Here is a 22,587-nt window from a genome sequence, read left to right on the forward strand (position 1 = left end):
GGTCAGGCGGTCCGGCTGTAGCGCATGACCCAGTTGGTCTCCCAGGTCGCGCCGCCGTCGGGCGAGAAGGCCTGCTCCCACTGGGCCAGGTCGGGCGACAGCGACGTGAACCGCCCGCGCACCTTGATCGGCCGTCCTTCGAAGGTCTCGTCGGACAGGAAGGTCCCGACGCCGTTCTCGAACCGGCCCAGGCCGGGCTCGCCCAGGTTCAGCGGATCGGCCGCGCTCAGGTACCAGTCGGCCCAGACGCCGGTCTTGGCGTCGAAGGCCCGCAAGCCCAGGCCGCTGGACGGTCCGCTGGCCCGCCGGGCGACGCTCTCGTTCAGGTTCACGACGCCGCCCAGCACGGACTGGCAGGTGGTCGTCCCCTCGAATTCCTCCCAGTCGTCGTTCCCCGCCAGCCGCTTCTTCAGCCGACGGTGATGCACGGTCCAGGACCCGACGAAGAAGTCGAAGTCGTGGATCGATCCGCCGCCACCGGCGGGTTGGGCGAAGCTCGACGTAGCGACCAAGGGGGCCGTCAGGCTCGGCAACGCGGCCAGCGCCAGCATCAGGGCGCGGCGGTCGGGATGATCGGCCATGCTCACGGCGCCTTGGAGAAGTCGGAGAACCAGTTGGTCTCCCAGGTCTGGCCGCCGTCGGGCGAGAAGGCCTGCTCCCAGTGGGCGCCGGTGGCGGTGATGTTCGACCAGATGAACCGCACCTTGATCGGTTTCCCGCGCAGGGTGTCATCGGCGTAGAAGGTCCCGACCCCGTTCACGAACCGGCCCCTCATCGGCGGATCCAGGTCGCCGTGCGGGTTGCGGCCGTCCAGCCACCAGATCAGCCACTGGTCGGTCTTGGGATCGTAGGACCGCAGGGTGATCCCGTTATAGGGGCCGGTCGGGATGGCCAGGGCGTTGTCGTCGAGATTGCCCAGCCCCGCCATGGTGGGCCACCAGGTCTGGTCGGCGTCGAAATCGACCCATTCGGTGCTGCCGGCCAGGCGCTCCTTCAGGCGGCGGTGGCGCACCTTCCACTCGCCCACCCGGGCGTCGAAGGCGTTGGGCCCGTCGTGCTTGTCGGCGACGGGGGTCCAGGCGGCCTCGACGAGGGCTTCTCCCGCCTTGGGCCGGGCGAAGTCGGTGGTCCACTCGACCTTCCAGGTCTTGCCGCCGTCAGCCGAGACGGCTTGCTCCCAGCGGGGCGTGGCCGAGGTCGTATGGGTCCAGGTCACGCGCACGCGGACCGGCTTTCCGTCCCGCGTCTCGTCGGCCTCGAAGCGGCCGGTCCCCTTCTCGAACCGACCCTTGATCGGCTTTCCGAGGTTCGCGCCCGGATCGCGGCCGTCCAGCCACCAGATCGCCCAGAGCGCCGTCTTCGGATCGTAGGCCCGCAGGCTGACGCCGCGATACGGGCCGTCCGGCGTCCGGAACAGGTTGTCCCCGGAATTGGCCCAGCCGCCCGCCAGCGCCCGCTGGGTGGCGACGCCGTCGAACTCGACCCAACGCCCCGCCTTGTCCAGTTTGCGATGATGGGCCTTCCAGTCGCCGCGCAGGAAGTCGAAGTCGTGCAGTCCCGCCAGATTGGCCGCGACCGGCGGCTTGACGTTGTCCTGCGACGCGGCCGCCGGGCCGCAGAGCGCCATCGTCGCCGCCAGGATCGCCGCCGCCACCGCGCCATGCCTAAGAGCCATCGGAACCTCCCTTGATCTCGACGGTGATCATCGTCACGGCTCGAACCGAGACGAGAGCCAGTGGCGGCGATCTTCGGGGCGCCAATCGACGGGTTGAGCTCAAGCGGGGACACGCGCACAAACGTCGCGATGAACGCCGTGCTCGAACTCGAGATCCAGCTGCCGGCCGCCGGCTCGCGCGACGTCCGGCGTCGGCTGCACGAGCAGCTTCGCGAGGCCGTCGCCTCGGGCCGCCTGGCGCCCGGCGTCCAGCTCCCCGCCAGCCGGGCCCTGGCCGAACGCCTGGGCCTGTCGCGCAACACGGTGATGGCGGTCTACGACCTGTTGTTCAGCGAAGGCCTGATCGTCTCGCGGCCTGGCGCGGGCGTCTTCGTCGCCGCCCAGGCGCCGCCAGCCGCCGGCGAGACGTCCTCCCGACGGGCGACGGCGCCTGACGTCCCGGTCCTCTACAACCTGCGCCCCGGACGGCCCGACACAGCCAGCTTTCCTTACGACATCTGGGGCAGGCTGACCGGGCGGGCCCTGCGCCAGTTCTCGCGGGCCGCGGCGCCCTATCGCGAGCCGGCCGGTCATCCGGCGTTGCGCGAGGCGATCGCCGGCCACCTGTCGTTCACCCGCGCCATCGCCTGCTCGCCGCGCGACGTGATCGTCACGGTCGGCGCCCAACAGGCCTTCGACCTGCTGGCCCGCACCCTGCTGACCCCGGAGCGCCCGGTGGTGGCGGTCGAGGATCCCGGCTATCCGGCCGCTCGCGAGGCCTTCGCCGCCGCCGGGGCGCGGATCCATCCCGTGCGGGTCGACGCCGAGGGCCTGGTGGTCGACGAGCTGCCCGACGACGCGGCGGTGATCTGCGTCACGCCCTCGCAGCAGTTCCCGACCGGCGTGCCGATGTCGCCCCGGCGGCGCGCGGCCCTGCTGGCCTTCGCCGCCGAGCGTGGGACGATCGTCGTCGAGGACGACTACGGCGGCGAGTTCCGCTTCGACGACCCGCCGCTGGACGCCCTGCGCACACTCGACCGTAATGGCCGGGTCTTCTATGTGGGCACCTTCTCCCAGAGCCTGCTGCCGGCCCTGCGCATCGGCTTCATCGTGGCCCCCGGGCAGGACCGCGACGCCCTGACGGCGGCGCGCGAACGCAGCGACTGGCACGGCCCCGCCATCGAGCACGCCACCCTGGCCGCCTTCATCGCCGAGGGCCACCTGACCCGCCACGTGCGGCGGATGCGCAAGGTCTACGCCGAACGGCGCGCGACCCTGCTGAAGGCGCTGGAGGTCCATTGCGGCGACCGGTTGGCGCCGCTGCCGGCCGCCGCCGGCCTGCATATCGCCGCCCTGCCCCGCGCGCCGCTGGACGTCGAGGCCGCGGCCGCCCGCGCCGCGCGGCTGGGCGTGGCGGTCGAGACCTTGTCCGGCTTCGCGCTGAGGCGACCCGCGCCGTCCGGCCTGGTGCTGGGTTTCGGTCAGATCGACGTCGCCCGGATCGACCGGGCGATCGCCCTGCTGGCCGAGGCGATCGGCTAGCCCGCGGCGCTGAACTCGGTCGGCCCACGCGTCATCCGGGCCCGCGCCAGGGCCTCCAGCAGCTGGGCCGGACGCACCGGCTTGGCCAGGTGCTGGTCGGCGCCGGCCGCCTTGGCGGCCGAGATGTGCTCGGCCATGGCGTTGGCGGTCAGCATGATCAGCAAGACCGGCGGGACCCCGGCCGCGGCCTCGCGCTCGCGGATCAGGCGCGTGGCGGTCAGGCCGTCCATCACCGGCATCTGCATGTCCATCAGGATCGCGTCGAACGCGCCGGGCGTGAAGGCGTCCAAGGCCGCCTGGCCGTCCTCGACCATGGTCAGGACCACGTCGAACGGCTGGAGGATGATCTCGACCACCTTCTGGTTGGTCGGATGGTCCTCGGCGACCAGCACCCGCATGCCCTCCAGCGACACCTCTTCCTCGTCGTCCGGCGCCACGTCCTCGACGTCGCGGACCCGCTCCAGCGGCAGGTCGACCTGGAAGATCGCCCCGCGCCCCAGCACGGCGCGGGCGTCGATGCGGCCGGCCATCATGTCGGTCAGGGCCGCGCAGATCGACAGGCCCAGGCCCGTGCCGCCGAACTGACGGGTGATCGACTGGTCGGCCTGGACAAAGCGCTTGAACAGCCGCTGGCGCACGGTGTCGTCGAAGCCGACGCCGGTGTCGCTGACCACGAAGCTCAGGCCGTCGGCCGTGCGCTCGACGCTCAGCGTCACCTCGCCCAGGGCGGTGAACTTGACGGCGTTGGCCAGCAGGTTGTTGAGGATCTGGCTGATCCGCCCGCCGTCGCCCAGATAGCTGCCCGCGACGCCCGGCTCGATCGTCCATTGGAAATGCAGCGACTTGGCCTCGGCCGAGGCGCGATGCAGCTCGGCGACGCCGCCGACCAGGGTGCACAGGTCGAACGGCGCGGGGGTCAGCTGGAACTGGCCGGCCTCGATCTTGGAGACGTCGAGGATGTCGCTGAGCACCTGCTCCAGCAGCCGGCCCGACGAAGTGACAAGGGCGGCCAGCTCGCGGCGGCGCTCCGGATCGACCTCTCCGGCCAGGCGGTCGCCGATGGCGATGACGCCGTTCAGCGGCGTGCGCAGCTCGTGGGACATGTTGGCCAGGAACAGCGACTTGGCCTGGTTGGCGCGCTCCAGTTCGGCGGTGCGCTCGGCGACCCGCTCCTCCAGCGAGCGCAGCAGCTCGATATTGCCGTCGCGCTGGCTGCGCAGGGTGCGGGCCAGGGCGCCGATCTCGTCGGTGCGGCCCTCGATCGGCTCGGCCTTGCTGACGTCGCCCGCCCCATGGGCGTCGGCCAGCACACGCAGCGGCCGCTCGACCGTGATGCGCATCACCCGGTAGAGCAGCGCCACCTGGACGATCACCCCCAGCACGCCGAACAGCAGCACCCACGAGGCCGTCTTGACCGCCGACCACACCAGACCGTCGGACGGGAAGCTCATCAGGAAGTACCAGTCGGGCTCCTTGAGCCGGCCGTAGGCGATGACCCGGTCGCCGTGGCGGATGGCCCCGACGTCGGCGCCGATCGTCCGGATCTGCCGGACGACGTCGGCGACGCCTTCCTCGGCCTGGGCCCGCACCAGGGTCTGGGCGTCGACGACGCCGTTCTTGGCCAGGCCGGGGGCGGCGATCAGCTCGCCGTCCGACGAGACGATCATGTTGCGCCCGCCCGGCAGGGCGTCCTCGACGGCCCGGAGCAGATAGGAGTCCAGCGACAGGCTGGAGCCCCAGGCGCCCATCTGCTTGCCGCGATAGTCGAAGGGCGTCATGCAGGCCGAGTTCAGGCCTCGGCCGCTGGGGTCCGACAGCAGCTTGCGCAGCTTGGTGCACTTCATCACCCGCTGCGGGTTCTGCTGCGGCAGCGTCAGGAGGGTCATCTCCTCGCCGCTGACGTCGAAGGTCGGCGGAGCCTTCTGGCGGTAGTAGCTCAGGTGATCGGGACGTCGCGGCGCGAACATCACCAGCCGGGTGTCGGGCGTGAAGAAGTAGAAGTTGTCGTAGCGGTTCAGCTCGGCCTCGCCGGTATGCGAGACCACCTGGGTGGCGGCCAGGAACAGGGCCTTCTGCTGCGGGGTCAGCTTGTCGGCGTCGCGCAGGTAGCCGCCGACCCCGTAGGTGTAGTCGCCGGCGACCATTCCGCCTTCGTAGAGCGTGTCGGAGGTGCGCCGCGTGCCGTCCCCGAACTTCGGAAACTGGGCGTCGAACTCGCGGTCGACCGTGGCTGGGTCGATCGCCGCCAGCCGCCGCGCCAGGGAGTCGGAGGCGGCCTCGTGCACCTTCACCAGGTCGGAGAACAACCGGTCCTCGGTCTTGACCCGCTCGGCGGCGTATTCGGCCAGGTGGCGGATCTGGGCGTCGGCGGCGGCGCGCTGCACGAAGACGAAGGTCACGGCCGTGGCCATGCCTGTCACCGCGATGGACAGGATCGCGACGATCGCCAGCAGCCGCCGCGCGAGCGGCGAAGTGACGTCGGCTATGGCTCCCCGCTTCTTCACGCCTTGTTCGTACCCCAACAAGCCTCAACAGAGATTTACACGCGGATCAAAGACTTACACCGCGGTTGCGGCTTCGTCGCAGGATCTGGGCGCCCCCTGCTTTCCCCCCGGCCCGCAACAGTCTATAGGCACGCCGTCCGCGCCGCTCCCAGGCCCTGTGCGCCAAAGAGTCACAGGCGCGCCACCGCGAGAGGAAAGACCCCGCAATGGCCAAGATTAAAGTCGCCAACCCCGTCGTCGACATGGACGGCGATGAAATGACCCGGATCATCTGGAAGCTCATCAAGGATAAGCTGATCTTCCCGTACCTGGACCTGGAGCTCGACTACTTCGACCTCAGCGTCGAAAACCGCGACGCCACCAACGACCAGGTCACGATCGACGCGGCCGAGGCGACCAAGAAGCACGGCGTGGCCGTGAAATGCGCGACCATCACGCCGGACGAGCAACGCGTCACCGAGTTCAATCTGAAGAAGATGTGGAAGTCGCCGAACGGCACGATCCGCAACATCCTGGGCGGCGTGATCTTCCGCGAGCCGATCATCTGCCAGAACGTGCCGCGCCTGGTGCCGGGCTGGACCCAGCCGATCATCGTCGGCCGCCATGCGTTCGGCGACCAGTACAAGGCCACCGACTTCCTGTTCCCGGGCAAGGGCACGCTGTCGATCAAGTTCGTCGGCGAAGACGGCCAGACCATCGAGCACGAAGTGTTCAAGAGCCCGTCGGCCGGCGTGGCCATGGGCATGTACAACCTCGACGAGTCGATCCGTGACTTCGCCCACGCCTCGTTCGCCTACGGCCTGGGCCGCGGCTATCCGGTCTACCTCTCCACGAAGAACACGATCCTCAAGGCCTACGACGGCCGCTTCAAGGACATCTTCCAGGAGATCTACGACGCCGAATACGCCGACAAGTTCAAGGCCGCCGGCATCCACTACGAGCACCGCCTGATCGACGACATGGTGGCCTCGGCGCTGAAGTGGTCGGGCGGCTACGTCTGGGCCTGCAAGAACTACGACGGCGACGTGCAGTCGGACATCGTCGCCCAGGGCTTCGGCTCGCTGGGCCTGATGACCTCGGTGCTGATGACCCCGGACGGCAAGACGGTGGAAGCCGAGGCCGCCCACGGCACCGTCACCCGCCACTATCGCCAGCACCAGAAGGGCGAGAGCACCTCGACCAACTCGATCGCCTCGATCTTCGCCTGGACCCGGGGCCTGGCGCATCGCGCCAAGCTGGACGGCAACCAGGACCTGGCCGACTTCGCCCACACCCTGGAAAAGGTCTGCGTCGACACCGTCGAAAGCGGCTTCATGACCAAGGACCTGGCCCTGCTGGTCGGCGACAAGCAGTCGTGGCTGACCACCGAAGGCTTCCTCGACAAGATCGACGAGAACCTGAAGAAGGCGATGGCGGCCTAAGCCCCGCAACGCCTCGGCACAGCGCGACGCCTCCCCCGCAAGGGGGAGGCGTTTTGCGTTCCGGGGCCCACGTCTGGAGCAATCGCCGCGACCTCATGCCGCGCGCCTTGCGACCCCAAGGCGATCTGCCCGGCGACGCGTTTGCCCTATGTTTCCCGTATGACCGCGATCGCTTGCCTGAAGATCTTCGTGGGCGAAGAATTGATCTTCGCCGACACCGAAACCATGGCCGGCGTGGTCGCGAAGGTCGCTTCCGCCTACCTGGAAACCCATTGGACCTGGCCGCGCCGCTACGGCCTGGTGGCCCCGTTCTCCTTCGTCCTCGCCGATCCCCGGGCGACCAGCCTGGACGCCGAGGAGCTGTGCCAGATGTCTCGGGACCTGCAGTACAAGCTCTTCGGCGAGAACGGTTCGGGCGAGGTCACGCTTCTGATGCTCGAGGGCGATCAGGCCGAGGTCATGCGGTTCGCGGGAACGCCCGCCATGGCGTTGAAGACGTTGCTGGCCGGCCTTGGCGACGGCGCCTTCGCGGGCCGGGTCTGCAAGATCACGCCGGAGGGCGCTGTCAGTCTCGCACCGCCGGACGGGCCGACGGCCGGCGCTCCGCCGGCGGAGGAACTCGCGGCGCTCTCGCCGGCTCCAGGCGGCGACATCGACGATTTTCTGCGGCTCGAGACGCCGCGGACCGGCTGGTGGGGCGTCTACTACCTCCCGAAGGAGCGGTTCGTCGGCGGCGGCGTGGGCTGGGGCGCCGAGATCGACGGCGCCGCGGCGATCGATCCGGTCAAGGCCGTCGAGCGCGATCAGGCCTGCCTTGAAGCCGCGCTTGTCGCGGCGGACTCCGCGTCCTCCGGCTATCTGTTCGTGCCGTTCAGCTTTTCCGCCCTGATCAAGCCCAGCCTGCAGCGCGCCTATGAGGCCGGCTTCCAGAAGCTGCCGCGCGCGCTGCGGCCCAGGCTGGCGGCCAACATCTACGACGTGCCCCGCGAGCCAAGCTATGGCGCGATCAGCAAGATCCGCTCGCTGCTGCTGGACCGCTTCTCGCTGCTCGACCTGCATGTCGCCGACCCCGGTTTCCGGATCGAGAGCCTTCCGGCCGGCGCGGTGAACAGCGTGACCCTGGTGTTGAGCGGCGAGGACGATCGACAGCGCGCCGCGGCGATCACCCGCTTCCTGCGCGACCCAGCCGCCTATCGCGCCAAGCGGGTCTGGCAAGGCATAGCCGGGGTCAGGGACCTCCGGGAGCTGGACCTCTGCCGACGCCTGAAGGCGCCCTTCCTCAGCGGTCCCATCGTCGCTCCGGTTTCCGCGACGTTCACGGGCGAGGCGGCCTGCCCTTCCCTGAACCTGCCCTACCGCCATCTCGCCTAGAAGGGGCCGCGCCCGCTGTAGAGGGCGGACAGGCCAAGAAGGCCGCAATCGGCCTCGAGAACCAGATAAAGCGGGATGTCCTTCATGTAGGCGTCCATCCGACCCTTGGCCTCGAACCGGCTTCGGCACAGCGCCCGATCAAACAGGTCCTTCCAGCCCAGCATCATCGGGCTGAAGATGTAGACCCCGCTGCGAGCCCCCGCCACCAGCGCCAGATCGCCCGACACGGCCCCCAGCCAGCCCGAAAACAGCGCGAAGGCTTCCCGCGCGACCGGATCCTGGGCGCGCGCCGCCTCGACGAGCCGCGCGAAGTCCCCGGCCGGCGGCTCGCGCCCGTCCAGGTCGGCGATGGCGGTCGCCACCTCCAGGAGGCCGTCGTCCGAGAGCACCCGATCAGCCGAGACGTAGGCGTTGGTCGACCGCAGGCGCTGGACGACCGCATCCTCGCGGGCGTTGGCCGTCGCCAGGGCCGCATGACCGCCCTCGCTGGCCGTCGCCACCCAACCCACGAAACCGTCCGGGTTCAGGATCGATACGCCCAGGCCCGTGCTCGGCCCCAAGGCGGCCGCCGGCGCCTGGCCCTTCGGCGGAGCGCCGCCGACCTGCTCCAGGGCTTCGGGCCCCAGCAATGGCATGGCCATGGCGCGGGCGGTGAAGTCGTTGACCAGACGGACCTCGACGATGCCCAGCTTCTCGGAAAGCACCTCCTCGTCCAGTCTCAGGCTGGCGTGGGTCACTTGCAGCGTCTTGCCAAAGATCGGGCCAGGCGCCGAAAAGGCCGCGCCCCGCAGGGGCGGCGTCCCAAGCTTCGACAATTCCGCGACCAGATTCTCGATCAGCTCGTCCAGCGACCTCGCCGGCGTCAACGCGATCGTCGAGGGCGGCTCGCCGGCCTCGACGACGGCGAAGCGCGCCTGCGTTCCGTCTGCGTCTACCAACAGGAACTTATCGGACACGGACACCTCACTGGCTGTCGAGGGCTCACGCCCTTAGGAGACGCGTGTTTTCCCTACTCGAGCAAGGACGTTCGCTCCCGAACCGCCCCCCGGCAAGGTGCGTAACGTCGCACCGCCTGCTTCGGGCCGCGGGCGTCCCCTTTCACGCGAGAAGCCTTGCTCGTGGCGGGGGAATAGGGTGTCTTGCCGCCTTAACCTTATTCGCGCGGGGGCGGCGATGACTTTTCAGAAACGGCTTTGGGACCTGGTGGTCCTGGCGATCGTGATCTTCGCCGCCGCCTTCGCCACCGCGCCCTGGTTCGCTTTCCGCGCCCTGAAGGCCGCCGCCCAGTACGAGGACGTGCAGGCGATCAGCGAGCTGGTCGATTTCCCGGCGGTGCGCGGCAGCCTGACCGCCGAACTGAACGACAAGACGCCGGCCGCCGCCGCCCCGGCCGAGCCGCCCTCGATCTGGCGCGACCCGCTCGGCGTCTTCAAGCGCGCCATCGCCCCGATCGCCCCGCCCGAGCCCAAGGTCGACCGCTATCTCACCATCCAGGGCCTGTCGGCCCTGACCCGAGGCTACAAGCCGGGCACGGCCCCCGCCGTCCCGCCCAAGCCCGCCACCGCCATGGACAAGGCCAAGGCCGCCGTGGCCGGTCCGCACGCCATGATCGCCTACTGGGACCCCAACCGGGTCCGCATCTCGGTCAAACGGCCGGGCCAGCCATCCAAGGCGACGATCTTCACCTTCCGCCGCGACAAGCTGTTCACCTGGCGGCTGGTGCATATCCGCCTGCCCGTGGACGAACGATAGGCTCCGTCCGCCCTGTCCGAAAAACGGCCGAACTTTGACCGCCGACCGCGACCGGTGCTATCGACGGCCGGCCCCTTCGGGCGGAGACCGCAACGCTTGCGCCCTACCTCGGTGATCCCGTGATCGACCTGCTGCTCGACGTGCCGCAGCGGGTCCTGCCTTTCTTCTTGCTGGTCGCGGCGGGCGTGACCCTGGCCCGGTTGCGGTTGTTCGACGCCCGGATGTCGGCGGGCCTGTCGACCTATGTCTACTGGATCGGCTTTCCGGCCCTGCTGGTGCACTCGCTGTCACGGGTCGGCGTCCCTGACCGGGCCCTGACCCTGGGCCTTCTGGCCTACGGCGCCTGCGCCCTGGCGGTGGTGGCGCTGATGGTGGCGATCGGCATCGTCCTGCGGTGGACGCGCGAAGAGCGGGCCGGCGGCGCCCTGTCGGCCAGCCTGGGCAACAGCGCCTTCCTGGGTCTTCCCATCGCCATCGCCGTGCTGGGTCCCGAGGCCGCGCGGGTTTCGGCCGGAGTCGTGGCCGTCGACTTCGTGGTCGTCGCCGCCATCGGCGTCGGCCTGCTGGGCTGGGCCGGCGGGCGCTCGACTTGGCGCTCGCTGATGCAGGCCCTGCGCAATCCGATCGTGCTGGCGGCCATCACCGGCTCGGCCATGGCCCTGGCCGGCCTCGCCCTGCCCGGCGTGCTGGATCGCGCGGTGGGCGCGGCGGCCGCCTCGGGCAGCCCCGTGGCCCTGGTCGCCCTGGGCATAGCGCTGGGCCTGACCGGACTGCCGGCCGCCGGCGTTCCGTGCGAGCCGACCGACGAAGAGCCCTCGCCCATCCCGCGCTGGGGCCCGATCATCATCGCCGCCGTCGGCAAGCTGCTGCTGATGCCGACCCTGGCCTGGTTCGCCACCGGGATCGTCGACGCGCCCCTGGCCTTCCGCCTGGGCGCGACCCTGCTGGCCGCCACCCCGACCGCCGTCAACGTCTTCATCCAGACCAAGGCCTACAGCGTGTTCGAGCGCGGCGGGGCGCGGATCGTGGCCCTGACCACCGCCATTTCCTGCGTCAGCCTGTCGGCGATCGCGATCCTGCTGGAACGCTACGCGGGGGCGTGACCGCCTGGAGGGCGGCAGTGTCGCTCTCGTCCTTCAATCCCACCCCGGTCAGGCCCAGACGCAGGGCTTCGCGGGCGTGCCAGGCCAGCTTGAACGCCGCTGCTTCGTAGCTCAGCCCTTCGCCTCGGATGTTCGACACGCAGTTGCGCTCGGCGTCGCTGCGCCCGACCTTGGGAGCGAAGGTGATGTAGGCCCCCAGGCTGTCGGGCGACGACAGGCCCGGCCGCTCGCCGACCAGCAGGATGACCAGCCGCGCGCCCAGCAGCTCGCCCACCATGTCGCCCAGCGCCACGCGGGCCTGGCGAGCGACGACCACCGGCGCCAGCCGCCAGCCGGCCTCCTCCACCGCCGGCAGCAGGGCCTCGACCAGGAGCGCGGCGTGGGCGTGGACGGCGGTGCTCGACAGACCGTCGGCGACCACGATCGCCAGATCGCAGGCGCCGCGCGTGCGGGCCACCAGGACGGCGCGACCGGTCTCCGACAGGGTCCGGCCCAGGTCCGGCCGGCGCAGGTAGGACGCCCGGTCCGGGGCGGCGCTGTCGACGATCACCGTCTCCAGGCCCAGGGCCTCGATCGCCGCCGCAGTCGCCTCGGCCTCGAACGGCGCATGGACGGCGTCGCGGGCCTGGGCGTGGGCCAGGGCGAAGCCCAGCACCTCGGAAGTCGGCAGGCTGGCTCCCGTCCGTCCCAGGGCGATGCGGGCCGGGGTGTGGCGGCGGAGGGCGGTCCAGGGATCGGGGGTGACGGGCGTGCTCATCCTGCGGCGCCGGCGGTCAGCAGCGGATGGCCGGCGGCGCGCGGGGCCAGGCGGCCGTCGGCCCCGACGATCCGCGACCGCTCCAGCCAGGCCTCGAACTCCGGCGCCCGTTTCAGGCCCAGCAGTTCGCGCACATAGAGGGCGTCGTGGAACGAGGTCGACTGGTAGTTCAGCATCACGTCGTCGGCGCCCGGCACGCCCATGACAAACGTCACCCCCGCTGTGGCCAGCAGGGTCAGCAGGCTGTCCATGTCGTCCTGGTCGGCCTCGGCGTGGTTGGTGTAGCAGACGTCCACCCCCAGCGGCGCGCCCAGCAGCTTGCCGCAGAAGTGGTCCTCCAGCCCCGCCCGGATGATCTGCTTGCCGTCGTAGAGGTATTCCGGACCGATGAAGCCGACCACGCTATTGACCAGCAGCGGCTCGAACGCCCGGGCGACGCCATACGCTCTTGCCTCGAGCGTCTGCTGATCCACGCCATGGTGCGCCCCGGCCGACAGGGCCGAGCCCTGGCCGGTCTCGAAATACATGACGTTGTCGCCGACCGTGCCCCGGTTCAGGGAGCGACCGGCGTCCAGGCCTTCGCGCAGCAGGTCCAGGGTCACGCCGAAGCTGGCGTTGGCGGCCTCCGTGCCCGCGATCGACTGGAACACCAGGTCGACCGGCGCGCCGCGCTCGATCAGTTGGATCGCCGTGGTCACGTGGGTGAGCACGCAGGATTGGGTCGGGATCTCGAACCGCCGGATCAGGTCGTCCATCAGCCGGGTCAGGTCGCCCAGGACGTTCAGGCTGTCGCTGGCCGGATTGATCCCAATCACCGCGTCGCCGCAGCCGTAGAGCAGGCCGTCCAGGATCGAGGCGGTGATCCCGGCCGGGTCGTCGGTCGGATGGTTGGGCTGCAGCCGCACGGCCATGGTCCCGGGCAGGCCGATGGTGTTGCGGAAGCGGGTCGTGACCTTGCACTTGGAGGCCGCCAGGATCAGGTCCTGGTTGCGCATCAGCTTGCTGACCGCCGCGGCCATCTCCGGCGTCAGGCCGGGCGCCAGGCGCGCCAGGGCGGCGGGCGTGGCCAGTTCCGACAGCAGCCAGTCGCGGAACTCGCCGACCGTCAGCGACGCCACCGGCGCGAAGGCCGCCGCGTCATGGCCGTCGAGGATCAGGCGGGTGACCTCGTCGGCCTCGTAGGGGACCAAGGCCTGCGTCAGGAAGGTCTTCAACGGCACGTCGGCCAGGGCGGTCTTGGCGGCGACGTTGTGCTGGGCGCTGGACGCGGCGATCCCGGCCAGGGCGTCGCCCGAACGCGGCGGCGAGGCCTTGGCCATCAGGTCGGCCAGGCTCTCGAAGCTCCAGGTGGTTCCGCCCAGGGTCGCGCGATAGGCCATGACGGCCAAGGTGGCGCCGATGAGCGCGGCTGGGAAGCGGGCGGCGCCGTGGGCGGGCTTTCAGGGCGACCCTGCCGCTACCGCGTGCACTGACGGGGACAGGCCCATGGGCCWGTCCCCAACCGCGTCACCTAGGCCAGCTGCCGCGCCCGCGCCGCCGCGGCCTTCACGGCGTCGACGAACGCCCCGCGCACGCCCTCGGGCAGGTCGTGGCCCATGCCCTCGACGATCCGCAGCTCGGCGCCGGGGATGGTCGCGGCGGTGTCCTTGCCGCCCTCGACCGGCACCAGCGGGTCGGCGGCGCCGTGCAGGACCACGGTCGGGGCGGTGATGGTCTTCAGGGCCGCGCGGCGGTCGCCCGAGGCGATCACGGCGATCATCTGGCGCAGCACGCCCATCGGGCGGTAGGCGCGCTGGATGCCGGCCCGCAGCAGCGGCCGTTCTGTCTCCGGATTGACGGGCCATGCCGGGCTCTGGATGACGATCTGGGCCTTCAGGGCGTGCTCGATCAGGCTTTCCAGATCGGTGGCCGCCGGACGGGCGAACAGCACCGCCTGGGCCTCCGGCGTGGCCGGCGGCAGGGCCGGATTACCAGTGGTCGACATCACCGAGGTCAGGGACAGCACCCTGTCCGGATGCCGGGCGGCCAGCATCTGGCCGATCATCCCGCCCATCGACACCCCGGCCACGTGGGCGCGGGCGATCCCCAGAGCGTCCAGCAGCCCGGCCGCGTCGTCGGCCATGTCGGCCAGCAGGTAGGGCGCGCCGGGGTCGCGGCCCTCGACCAGGGCGCCGAACACCGTCGGCAGGTCGGGGGTCGGGGCGGCGTCGAACCCGGTCGACAGGCCGATGTCGCGATTGTCGAACCGCACGACCCGGAAGCCCTCGCCGACAAGACGCTCGATCAGCGAGGCCGGCCAGCGGGTCAGTTGCTGGCCCAGGCCCATGATCAGCAGCAGCGGCTCGCCGCTGTCCGGTCCATGGACCTCGTACTCGATCTCGATGCCGTTCGCGGCGACCTTGGGCATGGCGCTTCCTCTCGCTGAGCGGTGAAGTCTAACGGTTGTTTGATCCGCGCCAAGCCCTCGGCGCGAGACTTGCGCAGACAACGCTGTCAGCTACCCTGCCTTGCGGCCCGGAACGGGCGCGGGAGGACGCATGCTCAAGACCCTGGCTTTCACCCTGGCGCTCGCCGTCGCCGCGCCCGCCCTCGCCGCTCCGGCCGCGCCCCTGGCCCTGACCGAGGTTCCGAAGGCCGCTGGGCCCGCCATCTCGCTGTTCAACGGCAAGGACCTCCAGGGTTGGGCTCCCTGGCTGGGCTATGCCGACCCGGCCCTGACCTACAAGCGCCCGACCGTCGCGCCACTGGGCGCCACGCCCCTGGCCGCCGGAATCTTCAAGGCCGTGATCGAGGACGGCCGCCCGGCGATCTATGTCAACGGCAAGACCTGGGGCAGCCTGGTTCACAAGGGCGACTTCCGCGACTACCACCTGCGGCTCCAGTACAAATGGGGCAAGGGCCGCTGGGCCCCGCGCGAGACACAGGCGCCCAACAACGGCCTGCTCTACCACTCCCATGGCGCGCCGGGCGTCGTCTGGGGCACCTGGAGCCAGGCGGTGGAGTTCGAGATCATGACCGGCTCGATGGGCATGGTCGTGCCGGTCGGCGAGGCGATCAGCGCCACGACCACGGCCGTCGACGATCCCGCCCTGATCGCCCCCAAGCTGCGGTTCGCGCCCGGCGGCCGCGTCCAGACCGTCAAGGGCGGCACGGCCAACTGGAACGTCGAGGCCTACAGCGACGCCGAGAAGCCGGCCGGCGAATGGAACATCCTGGACCTCTACGTGCTGGGCGACCGGGCGATCCACGTGGTCAATGGCGTGCCGGTGATGGAGGTCCGCGACCTCAAGGCCGACGGCGCCGCGCTGACCCACGGCGCGATCCAGCTGCAGTCGGAAGGCGCCGAGACCTTCTTCCGCGACATCGTGCTGGAGCCGATCACGGCCTTGCCCAGGATCGTCGCCCCGTAAACCTCAACTTGACCGCGAGCCCGACCGTGGCAAGCTCGCGCCATGTCCCGCCCGTCTCACCGCCTCGCCGCCGCCGTCCTGCTGACAGGCCTGCTCGCCACCTCCGCGGTCCGGGCGGGGGAGACGGAGTACCGAGGCGCCCGGGCGGAAAACACCCGCCAGGTCGGTCCGTTTTCGGTGTGGTGCGCGCGGGACGGCACGCTGTCGGGGCTGGACCACGAAGAATGCCGGATCTGGATCGAGCGGGGCGCCAACGGGATCAACGCCTGGCGCACCTATGACCATATGCATGTCTACGTCCACGGCGCCTGGTGCCGGAAGACCCCTCCCCCAACGCCCTCGCCCGCCATGTTCCTGGCGCGCCGCGACCTAGCCAACGCCAAGACCGCCGCGACACGGCTGCAGCGCGCCTTCGACGCGGCGGCCGACGCGTGCGGCGCACCGCGACGCACCTTCCGCCAGGCCGACCTTCGCGCCTTGCTGCGCTTTACCTCGGGCCTGACGAACGAAGATTTCGGGGCCGAGCCGGGCGGCTCGTCCTAGCCTGCGGATCGTCCCGACGCGATCACCCGAACACCGCCATTTTGAAGACCATGTTGGCGATCGCCGCGAAGCCCAGCAGCAGCAGACCCAGCGAAACCATGAAGGTGATCGAGACCGGGAACCGGCTGTCGCCGTGCACCAGCCCCTGGCGCTTCATGTCCTGCCGGGTGCGCTTCAGCTCCATCATGAACTGCACGTGGTGCACCATGCCGACGATCAGCATGACGATCCCCAGCAGCACCAGGATGATGCCGAAATTGCGAGGCGCGTTCGGGTTGGCGATCGTGCCGGCGTCGTGGAGCTTCTGGAATGTCTGGTAGATCGTGAAGCCGAAGCCGATCAGCGACAGCGAGGTGCGGATCACCGACATCAACGTGCGGTCGTCGCTCATCCGCGTACGCTGGAACGACATGCCCGTGCGCCGCATCGACATCTCGGTGCGGTGGGTGGAGAGGTCGGTCCGATAGGTCGACAGGTCGGTGCGGTATTCCGAAAGGTCGGTCCGGTGCTCTGACAGCGAGGTGCGGAACGTCGAGAGCTTGGTGCGGTGGGTGGAGTACTGCACGGAGGCGATGTCGGGTTGGGAATCCACCTGCGGCAACGGCGGCACGGGCGGCAGCTCGATCCGCGCGGGGCGTTTGGGGGCGGCCTTCGGCTGCGGCTGGCTGGACATCGGCGGCTTCCCGGCGGATTGGCGATCACCGGCGAGAATGTGCGGTCCCGCCCGCCCGGGTCCATCGGGGTATCCCCCAGTCGAAGCCCCGGGATATCCGCAGAAGAAGATTGGTAGGCCCGGCAGGACTCGAACCTGCAACCAGACCGTTATGAGCGGTCGGCTCTAACCATTGAGCTACAGGCCCCCAGACGAGGGAGCGGGCGCGCGGCGCGCTCCTTTCGGAGGACGGGTCGATTAGCATGGGCTGCACGCGGCTTAAAGGTCCGGTTCAGGTTGGGCCTGTCAGACAGGAACGGTCCGCCGCCGGTAACGCTTGTCGGGGCCGGCGGACGGGACGATGAAGGTCGCGGCGCCTGTCCCCCAGCCGCATGGAGAACGACGACTATGACCGCCCTGATGACCCGCACGGCTTCCATCGCCCTGGTCGCCGCCCTGCTGACCGGCGCGGCCGCCGCGCCGGCCTTCGCCGACACCGCCGACGCGGCCTTCCGCGCCACGACGCTGAACCTGTCGGCCTCCGGCGAGAGCAAGGTCACCCCCGACCTGGCGACCATCACCCTGGGCGTCCAGACCGACGGCGCGACCGCCGCCCAGGCCCTGAGCGCCAACGCCGCCCAGATGAACAAGGTCGTCGCGGCGCTGAAGAAGGCCGGGATCGCCGACCGCGACATCCAGACCTCGAGCCTCAACGTCAATCCGCAGTACGTTTATGTGCAGAACGAGCCGCCCAAGCTGAACGGCTACCAGGCCAGCAACCAGGTGACGATCCAGGTGCGCGACCTGACCAAGCTGGGCCAGACGGTGGACGCCACGGTCGGCGCCGGGGCCACCAATGTGGGCGGCATCAGCTTCGGCCTGCAGAACCCGCAGGCGGCCGAGGACGCGGCGCGGCTGGACGCGGTCAAGGCCCTGCAGGCCAAGGCCGACCTCTACGCCCGGGCCACCGGCTACAAGATCGTCCGCCTGGTCAGCCTGGGCGAAGGCGGCGGCTACACCCCCTCGCCGCCCCCGATGCCGATGTACGCCATGGCCAAGCGCGAAATGGCCGACAGCAGCCCGGTCTCGGCCGGCGAGCTGAAGGTGCGGATCGACGTCTCGGCGACCTACGAACTGGCGAAGTAGGCCCTAGGACCTAGGGGGCGATCACTTGCCCCCTACGGACCGCTTCGCGGTCGTCTTCCCCCAGAGGGGGAAGAGGCCTGCCGCGCGCGTCCTCCGCCCCCCTATGGGGGCGGACAGACCGCGAAGCGGTCAGGTGGGGGCAATTGAGTGAGCTACAGCCCCGCCTTGGCGAACGCCTCTTCAACCCGCTCCTGCACCTCGCGGCCCGGCAGGGCGCGTTCGCCCTCCATCACCGCGACGTAGGACAGGCCCAGGTCCGGCTTGCCCGCGCCGACCGGCACGGGGCCCATGGCCCAGCCGACGGTGTTGACGCCAGGGCCCGACGGACAGCTGACGAAGCGGGACGGCTTGCCGACCGCGCCCTCGAGCACGGTCTGGGCCGTGGTCGTGGCCCCATCGCAGGTGGGAAGGTTCCGCGAGCAGGTGATGTAGCCGCCGCCGGTCCAGACCACCTTGCCGGCCTTGTCGGCCAGCAGAACGCAGGTGTTGGGCCCGCCGATGGCGCGGCCGACGGCGTTCGACAGCTGCTGCTCGTCGACGCCCTTGGGCAGCTTGGGCGAGCAGGCTGCGAGCATCAGGCCCGCCGCGATCAGGACCCCAAAGACCCTAGGGGCGGGGACGCGCACGCTCAGGCGGCCTTCTTGATGCGGTTGCCGTCTTCCAGCAGCACCACGGTCGGGGCGTAATTTCGCGCCTCTTCCGCCGGCATCTGGCAGTAGGTGACGACGATCACCGTGTCGTTCTTCTGCACCAGGCGGGCGGCCGCGCCGTTGACGCCGATCACCTTGGAGCCGCGCGGCGCGGCGATGGCGTAGGTGGTGAAACGGGCGCCGGTGGTGATGTTCAGCACGTCGACCTGCTCGTTGGGCAGGATGTTCGCGGCTTCGAGCAGGTCGGTGTCGATCGCGATCGAACCTTCATAGTCGAGGTCGGCCTGGGTGACGGTGGCCCGGTGAAGCTTGGCCTTCATCATCGTCAACAGCATGGCGATATCACCCTATCCGCTTGAAACACATTGGGATTTACCGGGCCGCCACACACATGACCCGTGATCAGTCACGGCCATATAGACAGGAAGCGCCTTCCATTCAATCGCCCCGCGACCTTGGGCGGCAAACCGCCTGCGCCGAACAATGGTTAACAGCGACGCTTGGGCGCCCTATGGTCTGGATAACAGCGTGATGCGAGGGGGCTCTCATGCGACTTCTGACAGGCTTTGTGCTGGGCGGGATCCTGGCCACGGGCGCCTTGGGGGCGGCGGTGTCGCAGACCCGGATCGACCCGGCGACGGGGGCCCAGGTCCCCGACGCGGCGGCCCCGACGGCGGCTCCGGCCACGACACCGACCCGCCGACCCGGCGTCGCGGTGCTGAACCGCGTGCCGCCCCGTGGCGGCGGCCAGGTCGACTGGAAGGCGGCGGTCGGCGGGCTGCGCCAGAGCGGCGGCGGCAATCCCGCGCCCAACCTCAACCAGGCCGCCGTCGACATGACCCGGGTTCCGATCCTGCTGCCCGCCGACGGCGACCTGACGGCCGGAGCGCGGATCTATTCGTTCGGCGACTACTATACGATCACCGCCGATGCGCCGGGCGCGGGGATTTCGCTCAGCGGCACGACCGCCGTGGTCCCCCTGCCCGCCGGTTCGCCGCTGAAGATCACCCCGATGGGACCGGAAGGCGCGACCTCGCAGCGTACGGTGGACGGCCAGCTGATCAGCTTCGTGCGCTACGGCGTGCTCTACACGGTCGAGGTGCGCTGCGACGCGCCGACCGACCCGCGCTGCGCCGACGACAACTACGCCCGCGGCCTGGCCGCCAAGACCACCACCGTGGTGATGGGCGCCGCCGCCCGCGCCGCCGCCGGCCTGGGGGGCTGAGCCGATGCGCAAGCTGCTGATCCTCTCGCCGCTAGTCCTGGCCCTGGCCCTGGGAAGCTGCGACGACACCACCAAGCCCGCCGCCCCCGCGCCGGGCGGCGAGGTCAAGACGCCGGCTTCGCCCGAGCCCGGTCCGCCGACGCCCGACGACCAGCCGTCCGACGGCGGGGCCGAGCAGCCGTCCAGCGAGCCGGTCCCGCCCGCGCCCGGTCCGCCGGTCGAGCCCGCGACCCCGCCAGCCCCCTCGCCGGCCAGCTTCAACCACAACCCGCCCGGCGTGATGCCGAACGGCCAGGGCCACGGCTATCTGGACCGCACGGTGTGGTCGCCGGCCATGTGCTGGCCGCTGCAGGACGACGCCTTCGCCAATTCCCAGGTCTATGGCCACGGCGGCGGCATGGGTCCGGCCGGAACCAGCCAATGCGACAGCGCCAACTACGCCCTCCCCTGGCGCGACAACTTCTGCGAGGCGCGCTCGCGCGACAATCCGCTGTGCGCCGGCGGCGGCACGGGCCACCAGGGCCAGGACATCCGCCCGGCCACCTGCAAGAAGAACCAGTACTGGGCGGTGGCGGCCGAGAAGGGCGTGATCACCGACATCGGCAGCTACACCGTCACCCTGGTGGGCTCGGCCGCGCCGCACCGCACCTATCGCTACCTGCACATGCAGATGGCCGCCTTGGCGGTGAAGGAAGGCGACACGGTCATCGCCGGCCAGAAGGTGGGCAAGGTGGCCAACGATTTCGGCGGCACGCCCACCACTATCCACCTGCACTTCGAGCTGCGGGCCGGCGTGGCGGGCACGACGACCGACGGCAAGCCGGTGGTGCTGCACACCTTCCTGCCGCCCTATATGAGCCTGGCCGAGGCCTATCAGCGCAAGCTGAACGGGGGGACCTGCGGCTAGGGCGATCTTGGGTGATCACTTGCCCCCTACGGGTCGCTTCGCGACCGTCTTCCCCCATAGGGGGAAGAGGCCGTGGGCGGACAGACGGCGAAGCCGTCAGGTTGGGGGGAAGTGCGTGAGCCGCCGACGCCCTACAGCTTGTAGCCGCTCGCCAGGATCTTGGCGTGGACCGCCTTGGTCAGCTTGATGTAGCCCTTGCTCGGATCGCGGAAATACAGCGGGTCCTTGATCTTGGCCGGGTCGAAGCCTTCCTGGACCAGGTCGATCTTGCGGTACTTGAAGGTGCCGGTGGTCTCGATCTCGGGCTGCAGGCGCACGAAGATCGGGCGGGCGTAGGCCGGCAACTCGCGGTCGACATATTCGGCCAGGCCGCCGATCTCGAACTCGGGTCCGACGACCAGCGAGGCCATGCCCGCCTTGCCGTCCAGGTCGCCGATGGTCACGCCGTAGACGTTGACTTCCTTGACGCCGGGCACCGCCGACAGGCGCTCGGACACCTCGCTGGTGGCGACGTTCTCGCCCTTCCAGCGGAAGGTGTCGCCGATCCGGTCGACGAAGTAGAGGTAGCCGTCGCCGTCGGACCGCATCAAGTCGCCGGTGCGGAACCAGGCGTCGCCCTTCTCGAAGACGTCGTGCAGGATCTTCTTCTCGGTGGCGGCCTTGTCGGCGTAGCCGGTGAAGTTGGAGCGGGCGTCGCCGGCGATGTGGCCGATGCATTCGCCGATTTCGCCGGGGGCGGCCTCGATGCAGCAGCCGTTGGCGCCGCGCACGGGGGTCTCGGTCTCGACGTCGAACTTGACGATGCGGATGTTGAACTTCTTCTTCAGATAGCCCGGGACGCGGCCGATGGCCCCGCGTCGGCCGTCGAAGTTGAACAGCGAGACGTTGCCCTCGGTCGCGCCGTAGAACTCCAGCACGCCGCCGACCTTGAAGCGGTCCAGCATCTGGTCCCAGACGTCGGGACGCAGGCCGTTGCCGAAGATCAGCCGGATCTTGTGGGCGTGCTCGCTGGGCGTTTCGGGATGGTTGGCCAGGTAGCGGCACAGCTCGCCGATATAGACGAACATCGTGCAGTTCTCGGCGACCACGTCGTCCCAGAAGGCGGTGACCGAGAACTTCTTGCGCAGCACCACCGCCCCGCCGTTCAGCAGGGCCGCGCCCATGGCGCAGAGGCCGCCGGTGGCGTGGTAGAGCGGCAGGGTCACGTAGATGCGGTCGGTGGCCCGCGCGTCGGTCGAGCCGGCGAAGCCGCGCATGTAGAGCTGGGCGCGCATGTGGGTGATGCGGGCGGCCTTGGGCATGCCCGTCGTGCCGCTGGTGAAGATGTAGAGCGCGGTGTCCTTGGCGGTCAGGCCGTTGCGGGCCGTCAGGCGGTCGGGACGCAACTGGCTGCAGCTCTTCAGCGCGTTGGCCAGGTCGCGCTGGTCGCCCTGGGCCGGGCCCAGCACCCACTGCTGGACGTGGCGGCCCAGCGTGCTCTTCACCTGCTCGAAACAGGGCGAGGTCTCGGGATCGACGATGCAGTGCAGGGCCTGGGAGATGTTCAGGCAGTGGGCCAGGGCCGGGCCGGTCAGCTGGTTGTTGATCAGGGCGGTGGCCACGCCGACCTTCGACAGACCGTACCAGATCGCCAGGTATTCCAGGCGGTTGGGCATGAACAGCGCCACGGTCTGGCCGCGGGTGATGCCCTGCCCCTTGGCCCAATGGGCGTAGCGGTTGGCGATGCCGTCCAGCTCGGCATAGGTCACCGACCGGCCTTCGAAGACGATGGCCTGGCTGTCGCGCCACTTGTCGACCGCCGCCTCCAGATCGTCGCAGATCAGGTTGGTGCTGTCCGGCGCGATGGATTTCACGCGCTTAAGGGTTCGCGAGAGTCCCTTCAGGAACTTCAACTCGCGCTTCAACCTGGCCGGCAAACTCATCGACGCACTCCGTTCAAACAACCATTGG

Annotated in this window: 21 protein-coding genes and 1 tRNA gene; 10 read left to right on the top strand and 12 right to left on the bottom strand. The window is 70.0% G+C overall.

What is annotated here, in order from left to right:
* Window positions 1–2: 2 nt before the first annotated feature.
* Window positions 3–581, bottom strand: coding sequence for a DUF1579 domain-containing protein (locus AC1DYP_RS01135; protein WP_477044763.1), 579 nt, complete (start codon window positions 579–581; stop codon window positions 3–5).
* Window positions 582–583: 2 nt separating this feature from the next.
* Entirely contained in the window at window positions 584–1,675 is a 1,092-nt protein-coding gene (locus tag AC1DYP_RS01140; RefSeq protein WP_477044764.1) for a hypothetical protein, read from the bottom strand.
* A gap of 129 nt (window positions 1,676–1,804) precedes the next feature.
* Here AC1DYP_RS01140 and pdxR point away from each other — a divergent pair, with 129 nt between their 5' ends.
* Window positions 1,805–3,196 (top strand): MocR-like pyridoxine biosynthesis transcription factor PdxR, encoded by a 1,392-nt coding sequence (gene pdxR / locus AC1DYP_RS01145; protein ID WP_477044765.1) that lies wholly within the window; start codon window positions 1,805–1,807, stop codon window positions 3,194–3,196.
* Here pdxR and AC1DYP_RS01150 read toward each other — a convergent pair.
* Window positions 3,193–5,700, bottom strand: coding sequence for an ATP-binding protein (locus tag AC1DYP_RS01150; RefSeq protein ID WP_477044766.1), 2,508 nt, complete (start codon window positions 5,698–5,700; stop codon window positions 3,193–3,195). The two genes, pdxR and AC1DYP_RS01150, sit on opposite strands and share 4 nt — an antisense overlap.
* A gap of 206 nt (window positions 5,701–5,906) precedes the next feature.
* Between AC1DYP_RS01150 and AC1DYP_RS01155 the strand changes: the two genes are divergently transcribed.
* Together AC1DYP_RS01155 and AC1DYP_RS01160 are read left to right on the top strand one after the other, a co-directional pair.
* On the top strand, window positions 5,907–7,121 hold the full coding sequence (locus tag AC1DYP_RS01155) for an NADP-dependent isocitrate dehydrogenase (protein WP_477044767.1): 1,215 nt from the start codon (window positions 5,907–5,909) through the stop codon (window positions 7,119–7,121).
* Between the two features lie 189 nt (window positions 7,122–7,310).
* The gene (locus AC1DYP_RS01160) at window positions 7,311–8,492 is read left to right on the top strand and encodes a hypothetical protein (protein ID WP_477044768.1); all 1,182 of its coding nucleotides are present in this window, start codon (window positions 7,311–7,313) and stop codon (window positions 8,490–8,492) included.
* On the opposite strand, the gene AC1DYP_RS01165 is transcribed toward AC1DYP_RS01160, so the two are convergent.
* Window positions 8,489–9,448 carry a glucokinase gene (locus tag AC1DYP_RS01165; protein WP_477044769.1) on the bottom strand — a complete coding sequence of 320 codons (960 nt, stop codon included), beginning with the start codon at window positions 9,446–9,448 and terminating at the stop codon, window positions 8,489–8,491. The two genes, AC1DYP_RS01160 and AC1DYP_RS01165, sit on opposite strands and share 4 nt — an antisense overlap.
* Before the next feature lie 217 nt (window positions 9,449–9,665).
* Here AC1DYP_RS01165 and AC1DYP_RS01170 point away from each other — a divergent pair, with 217 nt between their 5' ends.
* The gene (locus AC1DYP_RS01170) at window positions 9,666–10,244 is read left to right on the top strand and encodes a DUF2939 domain-containing protein (protein WP_477044770.1); all 579 of its coding nucleotides are present in this window, start codon (window positions 9,666–9,668) and stop codon (window positions 10,242–10,244) included.
* Between the two features lie 119 nt (window positions 10,245–10,363).
* The gene (locus AC1DYP_RS01175; protein WP_477044771.1) at window positions 10,364–11,347 is read left to right on the top strand and encodes an AEC family transporter; all 984 of its coding nucleotides are present in this window, start codon (window positions 10,364–10,366) and stop codon (window positions 11,345–11,347) included.
* On the opposite strand, the gene eutC is transcribed toward AC1DYP_RS01175, so the two are convergent.
* The 3 genes from eutC to AC1DYP_RS01190 form a co-directional block, all read right to left on the bottom strand.
* Window positions 11,298–12,104, bottom strand: a complete 807-nt coding sequence (gene eutC, locus AC1DYP_RS01180; protein WP_477044772.1) for an ethanolamine ammonia-lyase subunit EutC — start codon at window positions 12,102–12,104, stop codon at window positions 11,298–11,300. The genes AC1DYP_RS01175 and eutC overlap by 50 nt on opposite strands.
* Window positions 12,101–13,483, bottom strand: coding sequence for an ethanolamine ammonia-lyase subunit EutB (locus tag AC1DYP_RS01185; RefSeq protein WP_477044773.1), 1,383 nt, complete (start codon window positions 13,481–13,483; stop codon window positions 12,101–12,103). The genes eutC and AC1DYP_RS01185 overlap by 4 nt, the downstream gene beginning before the upstream one ends.
* 131 nt (window positions 13,484–13,614) lie before the next feature.
* Complete coding sequence (locus AC1DYP_RS01190) at window positions 13,615–14,511, bottom strand: alpha/beta fold hydrolase (RefSeq protein WP_477044774.1); 897 nt, start codon at window positions 14,509–14,511, stop codon at window positions 13,615–13,617.
* A 130-nt stretch (window positions 14,512–14,641) separates the two neighbouring features.
* Between AC1DYP_RS01190 and AC1DYP_RS01195 the strand changes: the two genes are divergently transcribed.
* Together AC1DYP_RS01195 and AC1DYP_RS01200 are read left to right on the top strand one after the other, a co-directional pair.
* Entirely contained in the window at window positions 14,642–15,514 is an 873-nt protein-coding gene (locus tag AC1DYP_RS01195; RefSeq protein ID WP_477044775.1) for a 3-keto-disaccharide hydrolase, read from the top strand.
* 42 nt (window positions 15,515–15,556) lie between these two features.
* Window positions 15,557–16,057: a hypothetical protein gene (locus AC1DYP_RS01200; RefSeq protein WP_477044776.1), complete on the top strand. Its 501-nt coding sequence runs from the start codon at window positions 15,557–15,559 to the stop codon at window positions 16,055–16,057.
* A 22-nt stretch (window positions 16,058–16,079) separates the two neighbouring features.
* Here the strand turns inward: AC1DYP_RS01200 and AC1DYP_RS01205 are convergent, their stop codons facing one another.
* Window positions 16,080–16,730 (bottom strand): YidH family protein, encoded by a 651-nt coding sequence (locus tag AC1DYP_RS01205; protein WP_477044777.1) that lies wholly within the window; start codon window positions 16,728–16,730, stop codon window positions 16,080–16,082.
* A gap of 111 nt (window positions 16,731–16,841) precedes the next feature.
* Window positions 16,842–16,917 (bottom strand) — tRNA-Ile (locus AC1DYP_RS01210).
* Between the two features lie 200 nt (window positions 16,918–17,117).
* Here AC1DYP_RS01210 and AC1DYP_RS01215 point away from each other — a divergent pair.
* Window positions 17,118–17,855, top strand: a complete 738-nt coding sequence (locus AC1DYP_RS01215) for an SIMPL domain-containing protein (protein WP_477044778.1) — start codon at window positions 17,118–17,120, stop codon at window positions 17,853–17,855.
* A 152-nt stretch (window positions 17,856–18,007) separates the two neighbouring features.
* Here AC1DYP_RS01215 and AC1DYP_RS01220 read toward each other — a convergent pair whose 3' ends face one another.
* A complete protein-coding gene (locus tag AC1DYP_RS01220) occupies window positions 18,008–18,430 on the bottom strand; it encodes a hypothetical protein (protein ID WP_477044779.1) in 423 nt (140 codons plus the stop codon).
* Window positions 18,431–18,483: 53 nt separating this feature from the next.
* The gene (gene panD, locus AC1DYP_RS01225) at window positions 18,484–18,840 is read right to left on the bottom strand and encodes an aspartate 1-decarboxylase (protein WP_056756452.1); all 357 of its coding nucleotides are present in this window, start codon (window positions 18,838–18,840) and stop codon (window positions 18,484–18,486) included.
* A gap of 212 nt (window positions 18,841–19,052) precedes the next feature.
* On the opposite strand from panD, the gene AC1DYP_RS01230 reads away from it, so the two are divergent.
* Complete coding sequence (locus AC1DYP_RS01230) at window positions 19,053–19,730, top strand: hypothetical protein (RefSeq protein WP_477044780.1); 678 nt, start codon at window positions 19,053–19,055, stop codon at window positions 19,728–19,730.
* Window positions 19,731–19,734: 4 nt separating this feature from the next.
* A complete protein-coding gene (locus AC1DYP_RS01235) occupies window positions 19,735–20,637 on the top strand; it encodes a M23 family metallopeptidase (RefSeq protein WP_477044781.1) in 903 nt (300 codons plus the stop codon).
* Window positions 20,638–20,768: 131 nt separating this feature from the next.
* Here the strand turns inward: AC1DYP_RS01235 and AC1DYP_RS01240 are convergent, their stop codons facing one another.
* On the bottom strand, window positions 20,769–22,559 hold the full coding sequence (locus tag AC1DYP_RS01240) for a long-chain-acyl-CoA synthetase (protein WP_477044782.1): 1,791 nt from the start codon (window positions 22,557–22,559) through the stop codon (window positions 20,769–20,771).
* Between the last annotated feature and the right edge of the window lie 28 nt (window positions 22,560–22,587).

The organism is Caulobacter sp. P1_D6 (genome assembly GCF_056406095.1).

Excerpts from the sequence above, each read along its gene's own strand:
- pdxR (WP_477044765.1), top strand. The coding sequence starts at position 1,805 with ATGAACGCCGTGCTCGAACTCGAGATCCAGCTGCCGGCCGCCGGCTCG.
- panD (WP_056756452.1), bottom strand. The coding sequence starts at position 18,840 with ATGCTGTTGACGATGATGAAGGCCAAGCTTCACCGGGCCACCGTCACC.
- eutC (WP_477044772.1), bottom strand. The coding sequence starts at position 12,104 with ATGAGCACGCCCGTCACCCCCGATCCCTGGACCGCCCTCCGCCGCCAC.
- AC1DYP_RS01235 (WP_477044781.1), top strand. The coding sequence starts at position 19,735 with ATGCGCAAGCTGCTGATCCTCTCGCCGCTAGTCCTGGCCCTGGCCCTG.
- AC1DYP_RS01205 (WP_477044777.1), bottom strand. The coding sequence starts at position 16,730 with ATGTCCAGCCAGCCGCAGCCGAAGGCCGCCCCCAAACGCCCCGCGCGG.
- AC1DYP_RS01155 (WP_477044767.1), top strand. The coding sequence starts at position 5,907 with ATGGCCAAGATTAAAGTCGCCAACCCCGTCGTCGACATGGACGGCGAT.
- AC1DYP_RS01195 (WP_477044775.1), top strand. The coding sequence starts at position 14,642 with ATGCTCAAGACCCTGGCTTTCACCCTGGCGCTCGCCGTCGCCGCGCCC.
- AC1DYP_RS01230 (WP_477044780.1), top strand. The coding sequence starts at position 19,053 with ATGCGACTTCTGACAGGCTTTGTGCTGGGCGGGATCCTGGCCACGGGC.
- AC1DYP_RS01190 (WP_477044774.1), bottom strand. The coding sequence starts at position 14,511 with ATGCCCAAGGTCGCCGCGAACGGCATCGAGATCGAGTACGAGGTCCAT.
- AC1DYP_RS01135 (WP_477044763.1), bottom strand. The coding sequence starts at position 581 with ATGGCCGATCATCCCGACCGCCGCGCCCTGATGCTGGCGCTGGCCGCG.
- AC1DYP_RS01200 (WP_477044776.1), top strand. The coding sequence starts at position 15,557 with ATGTCCCGCCCGTCTCACCGCCTCGCCGCCGCCGTCCTGCTGACAGGC.
- AC1DYP_RS01240 (WP_477044782.1), bottom strand. The coding sequence starts at position 22,559 with ATGAGTTTGCCGGCCAGGTTGAAGCGCGAGTTGAAGTTCCTGAAGGGA.
- AC1DYP_RS01140 (WP_477044764.1), bottom strand. The coding sequence starts at position 1,675 with ATGGCTCTTAGGCATGGCGCGGTGGCGGCGGCGATCCTGGCGGCGACG.
- AC1DYP_RS01170 (WP_477044770.1), top strand. The coding sequence starts at position 9,666 with ATGACTTTTCAGAAACGGCTTTGGGACCTGGTGGTCCTGGCGATCGTG.
- AC1DYP_RS01185 (WP_477044773.1), bottom strand. The coding sequence starts at position 13,483 with ATGGCCTATCGCGCGACCCTGGGCGGAACCACCTGGAGCTTCGAGAGC.
- AC1DYP_RS01215 (WP_477044778.1), top strand. The coding sequence starts at position 17,118 with ATGACCGCCCTGATGACCCGCACGGCTTCCATCGCCCTGGTCGCCGCC.
- AC1DYP_RS01220 (WP_477044779.1), bottom strand. The coding sequence starts at position 18,430 with ATGCTCGCAGCCTGCTCGCCCAAGCTGCCCAAGGGCGTCGACGAGCAG.